Below are 16,436 nucleotides of genomic sequence, written 5' to 3'. Positions count from 1 at the left end.
AGCGGTGGCCCAGAGCGGTGACCCAGAGCGGTGACGACGTCGCCGGCCCTGGATGGCGTCGGAGGTCATGCGCCCCGCGAAGACGGGGCCCCGCCGAACGGGGTGGTGTACCAGCGGTCCTTGACCACGACCGGTGCCCGTCTTCCAGGATGGGGCGCCTGCACGGCGCCTGTCTTCCAGGACGGGGCGCCTGCGCGGCGCCCCTGGGCGCAGGACGACGGGGCGCCGGTCCTACTTCGTCACCGCCTGGAGCGGAACCGGCGTGAACGCCGGCACGTCCTCGCCGGACGCGACCTTGGCCGCCGTCTCCACGCCCATGGCGCCGATCTTGGCGGCCTGCTGGGCGATGGTCGCCAGCATGGAGCCGTCCTCGACCGCCGCCACGCCGTCGTCGGTGCCGTCGAAGCCGACCACGATGATGTCGCGGCCCGACGCCTGGATGGCCTTGATGGCCCCCAGCGCCATTTCGTCGTTGTGGGCGAACACGGCGTCTATCTCCGGCTGGGCCTGAAGGATGTTCTCCATGACGTTCAGGCCCTTGGTGCGGTCGAAGTCGGCCGGCTGGCTGGCGACGATCCGGATGCCCGAGGCGGCGTCGACGGCCTGGTGGAAGCCCTCGCCACGGTCGCGGGCGGCCGACGTGCCGGGCACGCCCTGCAGTTCGACGACGGCGCCGGACCCGCCCAGGGCCTCGATGATCACCTCGCCGGCCATCTTGCCGCCGGCCACGTTGTCGGAGGCGATGTGGCTGACCACCGTGCCGCCGCTGGCGGCGCGGTCCAGGGTGATGACCGGCACGTCGCGGCGGTTGGCCGTGCGCACGGCCGAGCGCACGGCGTCGCTGTCGGTCGGATTGATCAGCAGCACCGCCACGTCCTGGTTCAGCAGGTCCTCGACATTGGCCAGTTCCTTGGCCGGGTCGTTCTGGCTGTCGAGGACGGTCAGGTCGTAGCCCAGCGCCTCGGCCCGGGCCTCGGCCCCGTCCTTGAGCGTGACGAAGAACGGATTGTTCAGGGTCGAGACCACCAGGGCGATGGACTCGGCCGCCTGGGCGGTCATCGCGGCGCCGAGGACGGTGATCGACGCGACGGTCGCGATCAGTATCTTGCGCATGATGTTTCCTGCCTTTCTTGTCTTGTCCGGGACGAGGGTCCGGGACCGGAAACCCCTGATCCGAGGCCGGGCGGTTTCGGGCCGGACGGCGTGGATCGGAGGTCGCGAGGATGCCTCGGGCGCGCGCCTAGTGCACTGATCCAGACAAAAGATGCAGTCCACATTCTTTTGTCTGGATCGAAAGTGCACGAGAAACAATGTTTTGTGCAGCGACGTTTGCATTCAAGGGGGAACCCCTTGAATGCGTCGCTGCACTAGGCACGCGACTTGCCCCGGCTGTCCACCAGCACGGCCAGCAGAATGACGGCGCCCTTGGCGATCATCTGGTAGTAGGACGAGACATCCATCAGGTTCAGCGCGTTGTTCAGCACGCCGATGATGAGGGCGCCGACCAGCGTGCCGAAGATCAGGCCGCGTCCGCCCATCAGGCTGGTCCCACCCAGGACCACCGCCGCGATGGCGTCCAGTTCATAGGCCATGCCGGCGGTCGGCTGGGCGCTTTCCAGGCGCGCGGTGAGGATGATGCCGGCCAGGGCGGCCATCAGGCCGGAGACGGCGAACACCGCGATCTTGACGGCGGTCACGTTGATGCCCGCCAGCCGGGTGACCTGCTCGTTGCCGCCGATGGCGTAGACGTAGCGGCCGAAACGCATCTGGCCGAGCACGAACCAGCAGATGCCGAAGGCGACCGCCGCGATCACCACGGGGACCGGAATGCCCTGAATGTAGGCGCCACCGATGGCCCAGAAGGGATCCGAGAGGGTGGTGATGGGCCGCCCGTCGGTGAACACCAGCGTGGCGCCCCGAAGGACGGTCATGCTGACCAGCGTGGCGATGAAGGGCTGCACGCCGCCGATCGCGACCACCACGCCGTTGGCGGCGCCCAGCGCGGCGCCCAGCATCAGGGTCGCCGGCAGCGCCACCCACAGGCTGGCGTCGGCGGCCACCAGCGAGGCGCAGACCGCGCCGGTGAACGCCAGCACCGACCCCACCGACAGGTCGATCCCGGCGGTCAGGATGACGAACGTCATGCCCATGGCGATGATGGCGTTGATCGAGGTCTGCCGAAGGATGTTCAGCAGGTTGTCGACCGTCAGGAAGTTGGGGCTGTACGCCGCCACGACGGCCATCAACACGATGAGGCCGATCAGGGACTTGTTGTCGGCGAGCATGCGCAGCAGCACCCGCCCGGCGCCTCCCGTCGACGGGGGGCCGATCTCGGTGGCCGTGGCGGCCATGGTGGTGGCGGGCGGCTTGGTCTTGGGCATGGTGGTGGATCCCTCCTCAGGCCACGGCGCGTTCCATGATGCGTTCCTGCGTCGCCTCGCCGCGATCGAAGGATCCGGTCAGGCGGCCCCGGGACAGCACCAGGATGCGGTCCGACAGGCCCAGCAGCTCCGGCATGTCCGAGGACATCAGGAGCACGCACAGGCCCTGGCGCTTCAGCGCGTTGATCAGGGTGTAGATGTCCCGGCGGGCGCCGACATCGACGCCGCGCGTGGGCTCGTCCAGGATGACGATGCGGGGCCGGGTGAGCAGGGACTTGGCCAGCGAGACCTTCTGCTGGTTGCCGCCCGATAGCGTGCTGACGGCCGCCTCCATGTCGCGTGCCTTGACCGAGAACATCGTCATGTACTCGGCGACGCTGGTGGTTTCGCGCCGACGGTTCACAACCGGGCCGGTCGACAGCCGCCCGAGCGCCCCGAGCGCCATGTTGAAGCGGATCGAATGCGACTGGATGAGCCCGTCCGCCTTGCGGTCCTCGGTGACATAGGCGATGCCGGCGCGCTGGCCGTCGCACGGGCTCCTCAGGCGGATCGCGGCGCCGTCCACCCGGACCGTGCCGCCGGAGAGACGGTTGGCGCCGTAAAGGGCGCGGCCCAGCTCGGTGCGGCCGGCGCCCATCAGGCCGGCGAAGCCCACCACCTCGCCGGCGCGGGCGGTGAAGGTCACATCCTCCACGCCCCGGGCGGAGAGCTGGCTCACCTCCAGCATCACCGGCTTGGCGTCGCTTTGGACATACGGATACTGGTCGGAGATCTCCCGCCCGACCATGTGGCGGATCAGGTCGGCCTCCGTCAGGTCGGCGACCGGTCCGGCATGAACCATCCGGCCGTCGCGCAGCACCGTGACGTCGTCGCACAGGGCGAAGATCTCGTTCAACCGGTGGCTGATATAGATGATGGCCTTGCCCTCGGCCTTCAGCGTGTCGACCACGTCGAACAGGATGCGGGTCTCCACGTCCGTCAGGGCGTCGGTGGGTTCGTCCATGACGATGACCTCGGCCTCCAGGGACAGGGCGCGGGCGATTTCCACCATCTGCTGGGTCCCGACCCCCAGGTGTTCCACGGGCGTGCCCGGCGCGACATGGCCCTGGCGCAGGCGCGCCAGCAGATCGGCGGCGCGGACCTTCATGGCCGACCAGTCGATGCGGCCGATGGCCGTGCGCGGCTCCCGGCCCAGAAAGATGTTCTCCGCCACGGACAGGCTGGGCAGCAGGTTCAGTTCCTGGTGAATGATGGCGATGCCGGCGTCCATGGCCTGACGCGGCGTGGTGAAGCGCACGACCTCGCCTCGCAGGCGGATTTCGCCGCCCGGGTCGGGCGGGTGGATGCCCGACACCACCTTCATCAGCGTCGACTTGCCGGCGCCGTTCTCGCCGACCAGGGCCATGACGCGCCCCGCGCGCGCCGTGAAGGCCACGTCCCGCAGCACGGTGACCGACCCGAACGTCTTGCCGATGCCATGGAGAGAGAGGAGGGGCGGTGTCATGCGGTCGCCTTCCCTGAGCCGGGGACCGTTGCGGGGAGCGTGACGAGGTCGGTCAGAACACCACGCCGGCATACAGGATCACGTTCGCGAACGGAGAGCACTCGCCGGTGCGGACGACGGCCCGGGCCTCGCGGGTGCGCGCCTTGAAGCGCGCGTGCGGGTCCTGGTCGATGGAGATGGGGGCGCCCTGCGCGGTGCCGATCTCGTCCAGCAGGGCTTGCAAGGCGGCATGAACCCGGGGGTTGCGCGCGGGCAGGTCCGTTGCGATGAGCGCGCGCTCGATCCGAAGCTCGGCGCCGATGGCGGCCACGACCTCCAGGAACGACGGCACGCCCGCCACCAGGGCCAGATCGATCCGCTCGGGACCGGCGGGGATCGGCAGGCCCGCGTCGCAGACCACAAGTCCATCGGTGTGACCCATGCGCGCGACGGCGGCCGACACCGGGGCGTTCAACAGGGCGGTCTTCTTCATCGGGGGGGTCCTCTCGTATCCGGAGGCCGACGGGGGACGCGCCATCGACGATGATCGACGCAGGCCAAACCGTAACATAGTTTTCATATTTCCGCAAACGTTTGCGCAAACGTTTGCGGAAAGGTTGGCGTAGGATGCGCGAGACCATGCGCATGAGCGTGCGGAGACCATGCCGCGCTGTTCTCGTAAGGGCCGGCGGGTGGCCCGGCCGTTCGGCTGGTGTCCACGTTGGGGATCGGCTAGCGTGCGGCCATGGCAAGCCGTCGGAAGACAACGCGACAGCGGCGCATCATGGAGATCCTGGGCACGCGGTCGGCCCTGCGGGTCGCTGACCTCGCCGCCGAGCTCGACGTGTCCACCGAGACGGTTCGCCGCGACCTGGACGACCTGACCCGACAGGGGCTGATCGACCGCACCTATGGCGGCGCGGTCCGCCGGCCGTCGCTGGAACCGGGCTTGAGCGAGCGCCAAACCCAGTTGGTGCCGCAGCGTCAGGCGATCGCCCGCGCGGCGGTGCCGCTGCTGGCCGGGGCCCGCCATGTGATGATCGGGTCCGGGTCGACAACGATGCACGTGTCACGGCGCCTGGCCTTCGAGATGCGCGATGTCACCGTGCTCACCCACTCCTTCGGCGCGGCGACCGTGCTGGCGGGCAATCCGGCCATCACCGTGATGATGACCCCGGGCGTGTACCACCTGGGGGAAGGGGCGCTGCACGGCGGCCAGACGTTGCGCTTCCTGGAGGACTTCCGCGCCGACTGGGCGGTGGTGGGCGCGAGTGGGCTGATGCCCGACGGCGCCAGCGACGCGATGATCGAGGCCGCCGAGGTCTACGGCGCCATGGCGCGCCGCTCCGCGCGGGTCATGGTGGTCGCCGACAGTTCCAAGTTCGATCGCGCGTTCCCGGCGTCGTACGCCTCGTGGGAGGGGATCGACGTGCTGGTGACCGACACGCCGCCGCGCGGCCCGCTGGCCCGGGCCATCGCCGCCGCCAAGGTGTCGGTGCGGGTGGAGTGCTCCGCTGCTCCGCCCCCGGGGACGGAGACCTCCGGCGGTCGGGCGTCGTGACGGGTGCTCAGGACGTGCCCAGGAACCGCTCGGCCAGGTCCACGGTACCGTCGGTGTAGGGCGCGCCCAGCTCCTGCGCGGTGGGGGTCTCGGCATGGCTGGCCAGCCAGGCGGTGAGCAGCACACGGCGCAGCATGACGAACGTGGGCAACATGGCCTCCTCCTCGGCCCGCAAGGGGGCGACGGTCCGATAGCCCGCGACCCAGGCGTCTTGCAGGTCGGGGATATAGGGTTCGTGTTCGAGGAAGCTGACGGCGGCGGCGAAGTCGTAGCCGAACCAGCCGAAGCCGCAGTCGTCGAAGTCGATGACCCCCAGGCGGTCCCCCTCGACCAGCAGGTTGGCGAGCCGCAGGTCCGCGTGGATGAGGCCGAACCGGTCCGGCCCCGTGCCATGGGCCTCCAGGCGCGCGCGGAGCACCCGGCACGCGCGCGCCAGCACGGCGGCGCCGGCCGGCTCCAGGCCCATGGCGGCGCGCCAGTCGCCCCAGTGCGGCGTCGGTCCCACGGTGGTGTCCCAGGTCCAGGTCTTGCGGCGGAAGCCCTGGGGGCGGGTCCAGGCGCGGGCATGCGCGTGGAGGCGGGCGCTGATGGCGCCCAGGGTGTGGAAGTTGCCGGTCAGGTCGGTGTCGGGGGACGGCTCGGCCCCGCTCATGAAGGCGAAGGCCGCGACCGCGCGGTGGTCGCCGTTCAGGGCGAAGGTGGCGATGTGGCCACCCCCGGCGACGGCGAGGGGTTCCGGGGTGTCCACGACGTGGTGGGCGCGCAGGTCAGTGATCCAGTCCAGTTCGGACTCGATCTCCTGGCGGGTGTGATAGCCCGGGCGGTACACACGAAGCACGATGGTGTCGTCCGACGTGGGGTCGGCCCCGGCCTCCCTGGCCAGGAAGGTGGCGTTCTCCGAGATGTTCAGCAGCGTGACCCGGGCGTCCGGCGACAGGCCCCAGGTCCCCAGCAGGCCGGCGGCGCCGACGCGAAGCGTGTCCAGGACCTCATCGGTGTACAGACCGGTCATGTCGCGTCCCAGGTTTTGAGTTCCAACAGAAGCGGGCGCATTCTGGGCTCAAAATGTGGGACCTGCAACATGTCCGCGGTGTTCTGGCCGTCGGGCGGCGGCTCGCGCGGGGACGGGCGCGGGGACGGGCGCGGGACGGGCGCGGCGGTGGTGCCGGCGCTCTCAGGCTGCGGCCATCACGCCGCCGCCACCGTCACGACCCGGTCGCGGGGAAGGCTGACCGTCGCCTTGGTGCCACGGCCCGGCTGGCTGGCCAGCGCGAGGGTGCCGCCGTGCAGTTCCACCAGGCCCTTGGTCAGGGGCAGGCCAAGCCCCGTGCCCTCGTGCTTGCGCGACAACGAACTGTCCACCTGGCCGAAGGCGCTCATGGCCTTGCGAAGCCCGGCCTCGTCCATGCCGATGCCGGTGTCCGTCACCGTCAGCACCAACGCGCCGTCCTCGCCGACGAAGGCGTCGCAGGCGACCGTGCCCCCCGGTTCGGTGAACTTGACCGCGTTGGACATCAGGTTCAGCAGGATCTGCTTGAGCCGGCGCGGGTCGGCGCGCACGGCCGGCAGGTCGGGATCGCCGATGCCCGTCAGGACGACGTCCCCTTTCTGGGCGCGCGACATCAAGAGGCGGGTCGCCGCCTCGCAGAGGTCGCGGAGGCTGACCACCTCCTCGTGCAACACCAGCTTGCCGGCCTCCACGGCGGAGACGTCGAGGATGTCGTTGATCAGCTCCAGAAGATGGGAGCCGGAATGGTGAATGAAGTCGGCGTATTCGCTGTAGCGATCATGGCCGAGCGACCCGAACAGCCCGTCCCGCATGGCCTGGGAAAAGCCGATGATGGCATTCAGGGGGGTGCGGAGTTCATGGCTCATGTTGGCCATGAAGTCCGACTTCGCCTTGTTGGCCATCTCGGCCGCGTGGCGCGCCTCCGCCATGACGCGCGCCGCCTGTTTGTGCTCGGTGATGTCCTCGCACACCGCCACATGGTGGGTGACGGCGCCGTCCGATCCCCGGATGGGCGCGAAGGACACGTTGGCCCAAAAATCGCTGCCATCCTTGCGGCGATTGCGCAACTCCGCCCGCCAGGCCCCGCCGGCGCGAAGCGTGGCCCAGAGGTCCGCCAGCACGCCCCTCGGCGTGTCGGGTGACATCAGGATCCGCGGCGTCTGGCCCAGGACCTCGTCGCGCGCGTAGCCGGTGAGCGCCTCGAACTTCGGATTGACGTATTCGATCAGGCCCTCGGGGTCGGTGATGAACGTACAGACGGGGCTCTGCTCCACCGCCAGGCCCAGCTTGCGCGAGGCGGTCTCGGCTTCCCGCCGCATCACCACCTCGGCCTTGAGCGAGGCGGTGCGTTCCTCCACCTGGCGTTCCAGGGTCTCCCGGGCGGCGCGCAGGTCTCCGGTGCGATCGGCGATCTCCTGTTCCATCGGCTTGACCATCCAGCGGAACAGGACGAACCAGAGGGTCAGCGCCGTGGCCCCGATCAGGAAGAAGGCCAGCAGGAACAGGCCCCGGCCCATCGACGTCAGCGTCGCCGCCGTCTCCGAGTCGTCATGGCACAGCACCAGCGAGAGCGATCTGTCACGGTAGTGGAACGTTCGGGTCACGGTCAGGGGTGTGTCGATCTTGCCCGGCGTTCGGTACGAGAACAGGGTGCGACCGTTGTCGAAGGTCACCTCCAGCACGTTGACGTCGGTATACTTGACCGGCCAGTCCGCCAGGAAGACGCGCGCCTCGGCATAATCATTGCGTAGCATGGAATCGGTGAGGAACGCGCCGATCAAATCCGCCTCAACATCCATCTTACGCAAGTAAGATGTGATTAACTGTTCCCTCTGCTGGTTGTAGACCAGGACGCAGGAAATCGACGCAAATACCGTCAGAACCAGGACGATTGCCGCCAGCAGTCGCCAGCGACTATATTGAAATCTTCGTCCCGACATGCCGCGCCGTCCCGACCCTGGTCGCTCCCCGCCCTCCCGCCAACACCGGCACCCGCACCCGCGCTTCTGGTTCGTGCGAAGGATAACCGGACGGACGAGAGGGCCACCCTTTCAGCATCCGGCCAAACCACCGGGCAAATCAAGGGGTGCCGAAGAAATAGAGGTCAGCGGGTCCCCTGCCTTTCGACGGGGACTGGGCATCTGGGTTGAATGTTGTGCGCGCTCTTTCAGGTTTTGGGACCGGCGACCTTGGTTGATTGACCCATCCGGCCGCCGGTGTTGTCGCGGTCCGCTATCGGTCGCCGGTCATGACCCGGCGCACGGCGGCGGCCCAGCCGGCGTACAACCGTTCCCGCCGGTCGGCTGGCATGTCCGGCGTGAACATCCGGTCGCGGCTCCAGCGATGCGACAGGTCGTCGAGGCCCTGGAACACCCCAACCTGAAACCCCGCGAGGTAGGCCGCGCCCAGCGCCGTGGTCTCGATCACCGCCGGCCGTTCCACCTGGATGTCCAGGACGTCGGCCAGGAACTGGCAGGCCATGTCGTTGGCCACCAGGCCGCCGTCGACCCGCAGCGACACCGGCGCGGTGCCGCTGTCGGCGGTCATGGCCTCCATCAGGTCGCGGGTCTGGTAGCCCTGAGCCTCCAGCGTGGCGCGGGCCACGTGGGCGCGGCCGGTGTCCCGGGTCAGGCCGACCAGGGCGCCGCGCGCGTCCGGGTCCCAGTAGGGCGCGCCGAGCCCGGTGAAGGCCGGCACCAGGTAGCAACCGCCGCTGTCCGGCACCTGTCCGGCCAGGGCCTCGCTCTCCGCCGCCGTCGCGATGAGGCCGAGGCCGTCGCGCAGCCATTGCACGGCCGCCCCGGCGACGAAGATGGACCCCTCCATGGCGTAGACCGTGCGGCCATCGAGCCGGTAGGCGATGGTCGTCAACAGCCGATTGCGGCTTTCCACGAAGGTCTCGCCGATGGTGAGCAGCGCGAACGCCCCGGTGCCGTAGGTGGACTTGATCATGCCGGCGTCGAAGCAGCACTGGCCAACCACGGCGGCGTGCTGGTCGCCGGCCATGCCGGCCACCGGGATCGGCGCGCCCAGCAGGTCCGGAACCGTGGTGCCGAAGTCGGCGGCGTTGTCGCGCACCTCGGGCAGCACGGCGCGCGGGATGGTGAACAGGGCCAGCAGGTCGTCGTCCCAACGGTGGGTGCGGATGTCGAACAGCAGGGTCCGCGCGGCGTTGGTGGCGTCGGTGGCGTGCACGGCGCCGCCGGTGAGGTTCCACAACAGCCACGAATCAACGGTGCCGAAGCAGATCTCGCCGGCCTCGGCGCGGGTCCGCAGGCCGTCGACGTGGTCCAGCATCCACGCCACCTTGGTTGCCGAGAAGTAGGGGTCGATCAACAGGCCGGTCTTGCGCCGGATCAGGGGTTCGTGGCCGCCGGTCCGCAGGTCGCGGCACAGGGGCGCGGTGCGGCGGTCTTGCCAGACGATGGCGCGATGCACCGGCGCGCCGCTGGCCCGGTCCCACAGGATGGCGGTCTCCCGCTGGTTGGTGATGCCGATGGCGGCGATGTCGCCGGCCGTCACGCCAGAGTCGGCGATCGCCCGCCGGCAGACGGCGAGGGTATCCATCCAGATGTCGGTGGCGTCGTGCTCGACCCAGCCGTCGGCCGGGAAGTGCTGGGTCAGGTCCTTCTGGGCGCTGGCGACGGCGTGGCCGTCGGCGTCGAAGACAATGGCGCGCGAACTGGTGGTGCCCTGGTCGATGGCGAGGATGTGGCTGGCCATGGGAACGGGAGTCCTCGATGGGGGAGTGCTGAGATCCGTGGGGCATGGCGGCGGCCATGAAACGGACGCGTCCGTTTCATGGCCGGTCGCACGGACTCACTGCGCGTTGGCGTCCTGCCAGCTCTGCACCAGCTCGTCATAGTCCACGGTCTGGCCCTGCGGCTTCTCGTTCTCCAGGCGCGGCTTGGGCGCCCCCGGCTGCGACAGCCAGTATTCGGGATCCCGCGCGTCGTTGAGGCGCGGCCCGCAGTCGCCCTGGATGCCGGCGCGCTCCAGGCGGGCGAGAATGTTGTCCTGCTGCTCGGCCAGGCTGTCCATGGCCTCCTGCGGGGTCTTGGCGCCGGTGACCGCGTCGGCGACGTTCTGCCACCAGAGCTGGGCCAGCTTCGGATAGTCCGGCACGTTGGTGCCGGTGGGCGTCCACTGCACCCGCGCCGGGCTGCGGTAGAACTCCACCAGGCCGCCCAGGAGGGGCGCCCGCTCGGTGAAGGACTCGTGGCGGATGTCGCTGTCGCGGATCGGCGTCAGGCCGACGTGGGTCTTCCTGAGCGACACCGTCTTGGAGGTGACGAACTGGGCGTACAGCCAGGCGGCCTTGCGGCGATCGACCGGCGTGGACGTCATCAGGGTCCAGGATCCGGCGTCCTGATAGCCCAGCTTCATCCCGTCCTCCCAGTAGGGGCCGCGCGGCGACGGCGCCATGCGCCACTTCGGTTCACCGTTCTCGTCCACCACCGGGATGCCGTCCTTGGCCATGTCGGCCGTGAACGCGGTGTACCAGAAGATCTGCTGGGCGACATTGCCCTGGGCGGGAATCGGGCCGGCCTCGGAGAAGGTCATGCCGGCCGCCTCGGGCGGGGCATAGGCCTTCAGCCAGTCGATGTACTTGGTCAGCGCGAACACGGCCGCCGGGCCGTTGGCCGCGCCGCCGCGTGACACGCTGGAGCCGACCGGATTGCAGCCCTCCACGCGGATGCCCCATTCGTCCACCGGCAGGCCGTTGGGAATGCCCGTGTCGCCGGCGCCGGCCATGGACAGCCAGGCGTCGGTGAAGCGCCAGCCGAGGGACGGGTCCTTCTTGCCGTAGTCCATGTGGCCGTAGACGCGCTGGCCGTCGATCTCGCCGACGTCGTTGGTGAAGAACTCGGCGATGTCGGCATAGGCCGACCAGTTGACGGGCACGCCCAGGTCGTAGCCGTATTTGTCCTTGAAGCGCGCCTTCAGGTCGGGATCGGTGAACCAGTCGTAACGGAACCAGTAGAGGTTGGCGAACTGCTGGTCCGGGAGCTGGTAGATCTTGTCGTCCGGGCCGGTGGTGAAGCTGATCCCCATGAAGTCGTCGATGTCCAGCGTGGGGCTGGTGACGTCCTGGCCCTCGCCGTCCATCCAGTCCGACAGCGCCACCACCTGGTCATAGCGGAAGTGGGTGCCGATCAGGTCGGAATCGTTGATGTAGGCATCGTAGATGTTGCGGCCCGACTGCATCTGCGTTTGCAGCTTCTCGATCACGTCACCCTCGCCGATCAGGTCGTGGGTGATCTGGATGCCGGTGATTTCCGTGAACGCCTTGGCCAGCACCTTGCTTTCGTACTCGTGCGTGGTGATGGTCTCGGAGACGACGTTGATCTGCATCCCCCGGAACGGCTCGGCCGCCTTGATGAACCAGTCCATCTCGGCCAGCTGTTGGTCCCGGGTCAGGGTGGAGGGCTGGAACTCGTCGTCAATCCATCGCTCCGCGGCGGCCATGTCGGCCCATGCCGGCGTCGCGGACAGCATCGCGACGCAGGTTGTCGCCGCGACCACGGTTGTCCGTTTCATGAAGGAACCTCCCTCTTTCGTTGTCCGTCCGCGGTTCGGGAACGACGACGCCGGCCGGGCCGCGGTTTCACGGCCGGGCGCCCCTCGGTCCCCGCCTAGACCCACCGGAACACGGCGGCGGCATAGACGAGGCATACGGCCAGCGCCCCCCACAGCGGCGGACCGGCGAACGCCAGCCAGCCGACGCAGATGAAGGCGCTGCCCAACAGGCTGATGAACACGCGGTCCCCGCGCGTGGTCTCGATGCCCAGGATGCCGATCCGCGGCACCGTCGGGCGCGCCTGCTGGAGGAGGGTGAAGGTCGCCAGGATGAGGGCGATGACGATGAAGAAGATCGCCGTCGGCCAGGTCCAGGCCATCCATGCAAGGGTCATGGTCGTGCCTCCCCGGGTCCGGTCACACTCGCCCGAGGGCGAAGCCCTTGGCGATGTAGTTGCGCACGAAATAGATGACCAGGGCCCCCGGGACGATGGTCAGGATGCCGGCCGCCGCCAGCACACCCCAGTCCAGCCCGGAGGCCGAGACGGTGCGGGTCATGGTGGCGGCGATGGGCTTGGCGTCCACGCTGGTCAGGGTGCGGGCCAGCAGCAGCTCCACCCAGGAGAACATGAAGCAGAAGAAGGCGGCGACGCCGATCCCCGGCGCGATCAGCGGCATGAAGATGCGGGCGAAAAAGCGCGGGAAGCTGTAGCCGTCGATGTAGGCGGTCTCGTCGATCTCGCGCGGCACGCCGGACATGAAGCCCTCCAGGATCCACACCGCCAGCGGCACGTTGAACAGGCAGTGGGCCAGCGCCACCGCGATGTGGGTGTCGAACAGCCCGATCGAGGAATAGAGCTGGAAGAACGGCAGCGCGAACACCGCCGGCGGCGCCATGCGGTTGGTCAGCAGCCAGAAGAACAGGTGCTTATCGCCCAGGAACCGATAGCGCGAGAAGGCATAGGCGGCCGGTAGCGCCACGGCGACGGAAATGATCGTGTTCATGACGACGTAGAGGGTCGAATTGACATACCCCATGTACCACGCCGGGTCGGACAGGATGACGGCGTAGTTGGCGAAGGTCAGGTCGATCGGCCACAGGCTGAAGGTCGACAGGATTTCGTCGTTGGTCTTGAGCGACATGCCGAGCAGCCAGTAGATCGGCAGCAGCAGGAACACGAGGTACAGCGTCAGCACCAGCGGCTTCACCGGCAGGCCGCCGCCGCGCGTGCGGCGTTTCGGTCGCGCCCGTCCCTGGTCCTGTCCTTCACGCGCCGTGTCCGTGGGCCCCGGGGGGGCGGGCCTGGTGATCCGGGTCATCATGCGTCGGCCCTCCCCCGGCGGCGCGTGGCGCGGCCGTTGCCCTCGCCACTGGTCATCACGGTGTAGAACACCCAGGACAGCAGCAGGATGGTGAGGAAGTAGAGGATCGACATGGCCGCCGCCTTGCCCAGGTCGAACTGGCCGATGGCCATCTTCACCAGGTCGATCGACAGGAAGGTGGTGGAGTTGCCGGGGCCACCGCCGGTCACCACGAAGGGCTCGGTGTAGATCATGAAGCTGTCCATGAAGCGCAGCAGCACGGCGATCAGCAGCACCCGCTTCATCTTCGGCAACTGGATGTGGCGGAACACGGCCCAGCGCGAGGCGCCGTCGATGCGGGCGGCCTGATAGTAGGCATCCGGGATGGACTGGAGCCCGGCGTAGCACAGCAGCGCCACCAAGGAGGTCCAGTGCCAGACGTCCATGACCACGACGGTGATCCAGGCGGACAGGGGATCCTGCGTGTAGTTGTAGTCGACGCCGAGCGAGTAGAGGGCCTTGCCCAGCAGGCCGATGTCGACGCGCCCGAACACCTGCCAGATGGTGCCGACCACGTTCCAGGGAATCAGCAGCGGCAGCGCCATCAGCACCAGGACGACGGCGGTCCAGAAGCGGCGGGTCGGCATGCACAGGGCGACGGCGATGCCCAGCGGGACCTCGATGGCCAGGATCAGGGCCGAGAACAGGATCTGGCGCAGGAAGGCGTCATGGAACCGCTCGGACTGGAGAATGTCCTCGAACCACTCCAGGCCGACCCAGAAGAACTGATTGTTGCCGAACGTATCCTGGACCGAATAGTTCATCACGGTCATCAGGGGGATCAACGCGCTGAACGCCACCAGCAGGAACACCGGCAGGACCAGGAACCAGGCCTTCTGGTTGACGGGTTTGGTCTGCATGGCTCATGCCTCCCCCTCGACGAGATGGTCGTCGACGTAGACGTTGACGTGCGCCGGATCGAACCCGACGCGGGTGGTGTGACCGTCCAGGCGGGCGCCGTCGGGCAGGATGGCGGCCATCGGATGCCCCTCCAGGCGTAGCCGCGCGATGCGGTAGCGGCCCACGTCCTCCACGTCGGTGACCTGCGCCGCCAGGCCGTCCGGGCCGTCGTCGACGCGCACGAACTCCGGCCGCACGCCCAGTTCGACCTTGCCGCCGCTGGGCGCGTAGCCGCGCGCCAGCGGAACGGTCTGGTGCCCGACGCGGGCGCTGGCGCCGGTGATCTCGCAGGGCAGCACGTTCATGCCGGGCGAGCCGATGAAGTAGCCTACGAAGGTGTGGGCGGGGCGCTCGAACAACTCGGTCGGCGTGCCCACCTGCACCACCGCGCCCTCGTGCATCACCACCACGCTGTCGGCGAAGGTCAGGGCCTCCGTCTGGTCGTGGGTGACGTAGATCATGGTGAAGTCGTAGCGGCGGTGCAGGTCCTTGAGCTGCGAGCGCAGCAGCCACTTGAGATGGGGGTCGATGACCGTCAGCGGCTCGTCGAACAGGATGGCGGCCGTGTCCCGGCGCACCAGCCCGCGCCCCAGCGAGATCTTCTGCTTGGCGTCGGCGGTCAGGCCGCGCGCCTTGCGTGGCAGGTCGTCGGTCATGTGCAGCGCCTCGGCGATCTCGGCCACGCGGGCGGCGATCTCGGGTTCGGGGACCCGCCGGTTGCGCAAGGGGAACTCCAGGTTCTGTCGCACCGTCATGGTGTCGTAGATGACGGGGAACTGGAACACCTGGGCGATGTTGCGGTCCTCGGGGATGATGTCGGTGACGTCCTCGTCGTCGAACAGCACCTGTCCCTGCGACGGCACCAGCAGGCCGGAGATGATGTTGAGAAGCGTCGTCTTGCCGCAGCCCGAGGGGCCGAGCAGCGCATAGGCGCCGCCGTCGCGCCAGGTCATGTCCATGCGCTTGAGCGCGTAGTCGGCGCGCCCACGCGGGGCGGGTCGATAGGAGTGCGCCAGGCCGCGCAGGTCGATCCGGGCCATGATCGGGGGGACCTCCGTTTCCCGGGGTGTCGTTCAGGCCGCCGCCAGCGTGGGCGGCTCGGCGACCAGGCGATCGTCCGGCCCGAACACCAGGCAGCGCCGGGCGTCCAGGTACAGGGTGACGGTCTGGCCGGGCGAGACCGCGTGGATGCCGGGGTCCAGCGCCACCCAGCGCTGGCCCAGCGCCTGGGCGTGGACGTAGCTTTCCGAGCCCGTGATCTCGGTGACCGCCACCACGCCCGGCGCGCTCAGCACGCCGGCCGTGGTCGCCGGCGGACGCAAGGACAGCTCGTGCGGCCGGAAGCCGAGGGTGTATCCGCCGTCGCCAAGGCCGGTCATGCGATCGCCCAGCGGCACGGCCGTGCCGTCTGCGGCCGTCACGGCGGGGCCGCGCTTGGTCACCGGCAGCACGTTGAGGGGCGGGTCGCTGAAGGTCTGGGCCGTCAGCAGCGTCGCCGGGCGGCGGTAGACGTCCAGGGTGGGGCCGAACTGGGTGACCCGCCCCTGGTGCAGGGTGGCGGTGTGGCCGCCCAGGAGCAGCGCCTCGGCCGGCTCGGTCGTGGCATAGACCAGGATGGATCCGCTGGCCGCGAACAGGCGTGGCAGTTCGGCGCGCAGGTCCTCGCGCAGCTTGTAGTCCAGGTTGGCGAGCGGCTCGTCCAGCAGCACCAGGCTGGCGTCCTTCACCAGGGCGCGGGCCAGGGCCGTGCGCTGCTGCTGACCGCCGGAGAGCGCCTGCGGCGTGCGGTCCAGCATGTCCTCCAGGCGCAGCAGGGCGGCCGCCTCGCGGACCTTGCGATCGATCTCCGCCTTCGGCCGGCGCGCCACGCGCAGGGGCGAGGCGATGTTCTCGTAAACCGACAGCGTCGGATAGTTGATGAACTGCTGATAGACCATGGCCACGGCGCGGTCGCGCACCGGCACGCCGGTCACGTCGCGATCGTCGACCAGCACCCGCCCGCTGGTGGGCGCGTCCAGCCCGGCCATCAGGCGCATCAGGCTGGTCTTGCCTGCCAGGGTGGGACCCAGCAGGATGTTCAACGAGCCACTCTCCAGGGTCAGCGAGATGTCGGCGAGATGGGTCTCGCCGTCCACGACACTGGTGACCGTGTCCAGGGTAAGCATGGGGTCCGTTTCCTCGTCTCAGGGCCTCTTGATGGGCCTTCGGGGAGCCGTCGCG

The 16,436-nt window shown here is 69.0% G+C and carries 14 protein-coding genes; 1 reads left to right on the top strand and 13 read right to left on the bottom strand.

The window, feature by feature from the left end; all coding sequences use genetic code 11:
- Positions 1 to 231: 231 nt before the first annotated feature.
- From rbsB to rbsD, 4 genes are all read right to left on the bottom strand, one after another.
- Entirely contained in the window at positions 232 to 1,113 is an 882-nt protein-coding gene (rbsB, locus tag GGD89_RS08755; protein WP_184044219.1) for a ribose ABC transporter substrate-binding protein RbsB, read from the bottom strand.
- A gap of 254 nt (positions 1,114 to 1,367) precedes the next feature.
- On the bottom strand, positions 1,368 to 2,381 hold the full coding sequence (rbsC, locus tag GGD89_RS08750; RefSeq protein WP_246422992.1) for a ribose ABC transporter permease: 1,014 nt from the start codon (positions 2,379 to 2,381) through the stop codon (positions 1,368 to 1,370).
- Positions 2,382 to 2,397: 16 nt separating this feature from the next.
- Positions 2,398 to 3,885, bottom strand: coding sequence for a sugar ABC transporter ATP-binding protein (locus GGD89_RS08745; RefSeq protein WP_184044217.1), 1,488 nt, complete (start codon positions 3,883 to 3,885; stop codon positions 2,398 to 2,400).
- A 52-nt stretch (positions 3,886 to 3,937) separates the two neighbouring features.
- On the bottom strand, positions 3,938 to 4,357 hold the full coding sequence (rbsD, locus tag GGD89_RS08740; protein WP_184044215.1) for a D-ribose pyranase: 420 nt from the start codon (positions 4,355 to 4,357) through the stop codon (positions 3,938 to 3,940).
- 252 nt (positions 4,358 to 4,609) lie between these two features.
- Here rbsD and GGD89_RS08735 point away from each other — a divergent pair, with 252 nt between their 5' ends.
- Complete coding sequence (locus GGD89_RS08735) at positions 4,610 to 5,425, top strand: DeoR/GlpR family DNA-binding transcription regulator (RefSeq protein ID WP_184044213.1); 816 nt, start codon at positions 4,610 to 4,612, stop codon at positions 5,423 to 5,425.
- 7 nt (positions 5,426 to 5,432) lie between these two features.
- Here the strand turns inward: GGD89_RS08735 and GGD89_RS08730 are convergent, their stop codons facing one another.
- From GGD89_RS08730 to GGD89_RS08690, 9 genes are all read right to left on the bottom strand, one after another.
- The gene (locus tag GGD89_RS08730; protein WP_184044211.1) at positions 5,433 to 6,437 is read right to left on the bottom strand and encodes a phosphotransferase enzyme family protein; all 1,005 of its coding nucleotides are present in this window, start codon (positions 6,435 to 6,437) and stop codon (positions 5,433 to 5,435) included.
- Between the two features lie 176 nt (positions 6,438 to 6,613).
- The gene (locus tag GGD89_RS08725) at positions 6,614 to 8,188 is read right to left on the bottom strand and encodes a receiver/sensor box histidine kinase (protein ID WP_184044209.1); all 1,575 of its coding nucleotides are present in this window, start codon (positions 8,186 to 8,188) and stop codon (positions 6,614 to 6,616) included.
- Between the two features lie 478 nt (positions 8,189 to 8,666).
- Positions 8,667 to 10,157 (bottom strand): glycerol kinase GlpK, encoded by a 1,491-nt coding sequence (gene glpK / locus GGD89_RS08720; protein ID WP_184044207.1) that lies wholly within the window; start codon positions 10,155 to 10,157, stop codon positions 8,667 to 8,669.
- Between the two features lie 96 nt (positions 10,158 to 10,253).
- The gene (locus tag GGD89_RS08715) at positions 10,254 to 11,975 is read right to left on the bottom strand and encodes an ABC transporter substrate-binding protein (protein ID WP_184044205.1); all 1,722 of its coding nucleotides are present in this window, start codon (positions 11,973 to 11,975) and stop codon (positions 10,254 to 10,256) included.
- A 95-nt stretch (positions 11,976 to 12,070) separates the two neighbouring features.
- Complete coding sequence (locus GGD89_RS08710) at positions 12,071 to 12,349, bottom strand: DUF2160 domain-containing protein (RefSeq protein ID WP_184044203.1); 279 nt, start codon at positions 12,347 to 12,349, stop codon at positions 12,071 to 12,073.
- A gap of 22 nt (positions 12,350 to 12,371) precedes the next feature.
- Positions 12,372 to 13,277, bottom strand: coding sequence for a carbohydrate ABC transporter permease (locus GGD89_RS08705; RefSeq protein WP_246422988.1), 906 nt, complete (start codon positions 13,275 to 13,277; stop codon positions 12,372 to 12,374).
- Positions 13,274 to 14,176: a carbohydrate ABC transporter permease gene (locus GGD89_RS08700; RefSeq protein ID WP_184044201.1), complete on the bottom strand. Its 903-nt coding sequence runs from the start codon at positions 14,174 to 14,176 to the stop codon at positions 13,274 to 13,276. Before GGD89_RS08700 ends, GGD89_RS08705 begins: the two co-directional genes overlap by 4 nt.
- 3 nt (positions 14,177 to 14,179) lie before the next feature.
- Positions 14,180 to 15,256, bottom strand: coding sequence for an ABC transporter ATP-binding protein (locus GGD89_RS08695; RefSeq protein ID WP_184044199.1), 1,077 nt, complete (start codon positions 15,254 to 15,256; stop codon positions 14,180 to 14,182).
- Positions 15,257 to 15,289: 33 nt separating this feature from the next.
- Complete coding sequence (locus GGD89_RS08690) at positions 15,290 to 16,381, bottom strand: ABC transporter ATP-binding protein (RefSeq protein WP_184044197.1); 1,092 nt, start codon at positions 16,379 to 16,381, stop codon at positions 15,290 to 15,292.
- Positions 16,382 to 16,436 lie beyond the last annotated feature (55 nt).

Source organism: Roseospira visakhapatnamensis, assembly GCF_014197915.1.
Taxonomy (GTDB): Bacteria; Pseudomonadota; Alphaproteobacteria; order Rhodospirillales; family Rhodospirillaceae; genus Rhodospira; species Rhodospira visakhapatnamensis.
This window is presented reverse-complemented; position numbering and strand designations above follow the sequence as displayed.